Below are 2,986 nucleotides of genomic sequence, written 5' to 3'. Positions count from 1 at the left end.
CCGCCCAATGTCAAGCATCAGCAGCCTAACGACAGTTAATGTGGCAACACCGTTAAATCCCACCTAATCGCGTTTTTGACCGATTGACAATCAAGCCTTATGCCGAAACAAATGTCTGCCGCCTTCACCTTTGATAAGGTTGATCGCATCGCGCATGATCTCGCCAATGATCTGTTCTGCAGGTTTCGAGGTTCTTATGATACCCACACCTTCGCCGACAATACCGGGAACGATTGACGGATTTCCGGAATTCTGAGCATCGTTCCAAAGTCGTCTTTGAACATCCAAGCCGGCGTCTAGCGCGGCTTCTCGACCATGCCATTTACTGACAAAATTATTTCGACGTACCCGGATTGAGTATCGGTCCGGCCAAGAATAACCGCGAATGATGTCGGGAACCGAGGTTCGAACGGTTTCATCCCCTGATGCGCGCAAGATTTCACTGAGAATCTGTGGATGGATCAGCGCCTCATCTGCAGCAACAAACCGAGTTCCTATCACAACGCCATCTGCGCCAAGCATCAGGGCCGCAGCCAGACCGCGACCATCGCCGATACCACCGGCGGCGCAAAGTACAGCCGAACTGTTCGATGCGTCAATTTTATCCGCCACTTCGGGCACAAGCGCGATCGTGCCGCGCACCTCGCCGTGGCCACCAGCTTCGGCCCCCTGAGCCACGATGACATCGGCGCCAACCGCAATGGCACGCAGCGCGTCCCGAAGTGTCTGGATTTGGCAGATAAGCGGAACGCCCGTCCGTTTGATCCTGTCGGCAAAGGGTGCAGGATCACCAAAGGACAGAAAGACCGCGGCTGGCCCGCGCTCCAGCACGTAATCGAGCAGAGCGGGCTGCTCTGCCAACTTCCATGTGATCAGACCGCACCCGACAGGGGTGGTTCCGGCTGCATCGAACTGTTGCGCAATCCAGTCCCGATCGCCGTAACCCCCCGCCGACCAACCCAAGCCCGCCCGCCTGCGTCACAGCCGAGGCCAACGACCCACCCGCAACAAACGCCATTGGCGCCTGAATGGTCGGGTGGGACAGGTTCAGGCGCTCGGTCAGCCGGGTTTTCACGTGGCCGTCTTTCGGTAGTCGACAACCGGCAGCCCACCGATGCCCCAGTTGTCCAGATCGACCTCGTCAATCACGACGACTGTGGTTGCCGGGTTTTTGCCCAGCACCTCGTGCAACAGTTCGCTCACTCCGGCGATCAGCTTTGCTTTCTCGCTCTGGCTTGGGCCGGTTCCGTCAGGACCACCTTCACGGGTTACTTTGATATTCACATATGGCATGGTTTTAATCCTTCCTTGGAACGTAGGAGAAGACCTTGGTGACAATCCGCCAGTCATTGCCGTGGCGGACAAGGGAAAGGTAATCCAGATAATCGCGCCCCATCATCGACATACGGGCCATGACATGGGCCAGCCTCGGACTGCCGAAGGAGATCTGCAATATCTCTTCATCGCGCGGGTCACCGCGCTTGGCTGGCGGTTCACGCTGATCCACACGGGCCATATAGCTCTCAAGATCCAGATACAGCTCATCCCCTTCGGTGGCGCAGATATACGCCAGTTTCGGGTGAAACACCTGTCTCAGGGCGTTGCTGTCGGCGTGATGAAGGCCCTCGAAATAGGCCTCCATCAATTCGACCACAGCTTTGTGATCGGCCGGGGTCATTGGATCAGCCCTTCGGCGCGCATCGCCGTTTGTGTTGCGGGACGTGCTGCCACCCGCTCGACATAGGCTTTCAGGCTTGGCCAGCCGGACAAATCGATTTCCGTAAAATTTGCCCAGTTCGAGACAACGAAAAGATATGCGTCCGCGACCGAAAACTTTCCGTCCACAAGGTATTCCCGCCCATCGGCCAGTATGTTTTCGACCTGATCGAATTTTGTTTTGACGATACTGCGCGCCTTGGTTTTTTCGGTGTCGGTGGAATCACCCTTGAACAGCGGGCTGAAGGATTTGTGCAGATCGGCCGCCACAAAACTCAGATATTCCTGAACCCGTGTCCGGGCCATCGTTCCGTTTGATGGTGCCAGATCAGAGGACGGGTTCTTATCAGCAAGATATTGAAGAATAGCGGATCCCTCCCTGACAAGTTCACCGTCGTCCAGCGCAAGCACCGGCACATATCCTCGGGGGTTGATGGATCTAAAATCCGTGCCGGATTCAGTGCGGCCAGCCGCGGTATCAACGGCCTCAGTTTCGAAGGGAGTGCCGATTTCGGTCAGCACGATGTGGCTGGCAAGCGAACATGCGCCCGGTTTGTAGTAGAGTTTCATGGTATTCCTTTCTGGGGATTACTGGTGGCACCATAGACATGGAGAAGGGCATATCCGTTGACAACTAGGTTTCTGATGGTTACTTAAAAAATAGAGTAACCCAACAGAAACCTGGTAACGACTCATGGCCCTGAAGATGCGGAACAACCGAAGCCCTGCGCCACCCGAACCCTGCATGCTGACCGAATGCATGGCTGTGATTGCAGGTGCCTGGGCGCCGAACGTGATCTGGTCGTTGCGGGCCGGGCCGCGCCGCTTTAGTGAACTGCGTTCGGATATTCCGCCGATTTCTGCCAAGGTACTTTCGGCCCGTTTGTCGGAACTGGCTGCACGAGGTGTGCTGGTCCGCCATGTCCGGCGCACGTCGCCCCCCTCGACGGAATACAGCCTGACCGAGCTTGGGGCCGAATTGATCCCGGCCCTTGACGCGATTGTTCAGGTCGGCCACCGACTGAAGGCACGACAAAGTAGTCAACAGGGGGCAGATTAAGTGGTCCCGTCTTCTCGGACAGCTTTGCAGCAAATCTAGGGTCAGGATTCATTGGTTTTTGTTGTGCCGCGTGCTTCACAGCTCCGAAAACGGAGCGGTGACATGAGTGATTTTTCTGGCTGATCGACGCGCAAATGGCGTGTCTCGAGCCTTTCTTTCTGTGTTGTCACATTAACTGTCGTTAGGCTGCTGATGCCCGACATTGGCTGT

The 2,986-nt window shown here is 56.2% G+C and carries 5 protein-coding genes and 1 pseudogene; 1 reads left to right on the top strand and 5 read right to left on the bottom strand.

Annotated elements, in window-relative coordinates:
- Nucleotides 1–90: 90 nt before the first annotated feature.
- The 5 genes and pseudogenes from ACR0EK_RS20225 to gstA form a co-directional block, all read right to left on the bottom strand.
- On the bottom strand, nucleotides 91–963 hold the full coding sequence (locus tag ACR0EK_RS20225; RefSeq protein WP_480968094.1) for an NAD(P)H-dependent flavin oxidoreductase: 873 nt from the start codon (nucleotides 961–963) through the stop codon (nucleotides 91–93).
- A gap of 37 nt (nucleotides 964–1,000) precedes the next feature.
- Nucleotides 1,001–1,075: pseudogene (locus ACR0EK_RS20220) on the bottom strand (hypothetical protein); the annotation flags it as partial.
- Nucleotides 1,072–1,293, bottom strand: coding sequence for a tautomerase family protein (locus ACR0EK_RS20215; RefSeq protein ID WP_480560863.1), 222 nt, complete (start codon nucleotides 1,291–1,293; stop codon nucleotides 1,072–1,074). The gene ACR0EK_RS20215 and the pseudogene ACR0EK_RS20220, both read right to left, overlap by 4 nt.
- 4 nt (nucleotides 1,294–1,297) lie before the next feature.
- Entirely contained in the window at nucleotides 1,298–1,678 is a 381-nt protein-coding gene (locus tag ACR0EK_RS20210; protein WP_480774587.1) for a nuclear transport factor 2 family protein, read from the bottom strand.
- Nucleotides 1,675–2,286 carry a glutathione transferase GstA gene (gene gstA, locus ACR0EK_RS20205; RefSeq protein ID WP_480901162.1) on the bottom strand — a complete coding sequence of 204 codons (612 nt, stop codon included), beginning with the start codon at nucleotides 2,284–2,286 and terminating at the stop codon, nucleotides 1,675–1,677. The genes ACR0EK_RS20210 and gstA overlap by 4 nt, the downstream gene beginning before the upstream one ends.
- A 124-nt stretch (nucleotides 2,287–2,410) precedes the next feature.
- Here gstA and ACR0EK_RS20200 point away from each other — a divergent pair, with 124 nt between their 5' ends.
- Nucleotides 2,411–2,776, top strand: a complete 366-nt coding sequence (locus ACR0EK_RS20200; RefSeq protein WP_480484960.1) for a winged helix-turn-helix transcriptional regulator — start codon at nucleotides 2,411–2,413, stop codon at nucleotides 2,774–2,776.
- Nucleotides 2,777–2,986 lie beyond the last annotated feature (210 nt).

This window comes from Ruegeria sp. AE4 (assembly GCF_056542185.1).
The sequence above is the reverse complement of the archived record's forward strand: the minus strand, read 5'-3'. Positions and strand labels throughout refer to the sequence as shown.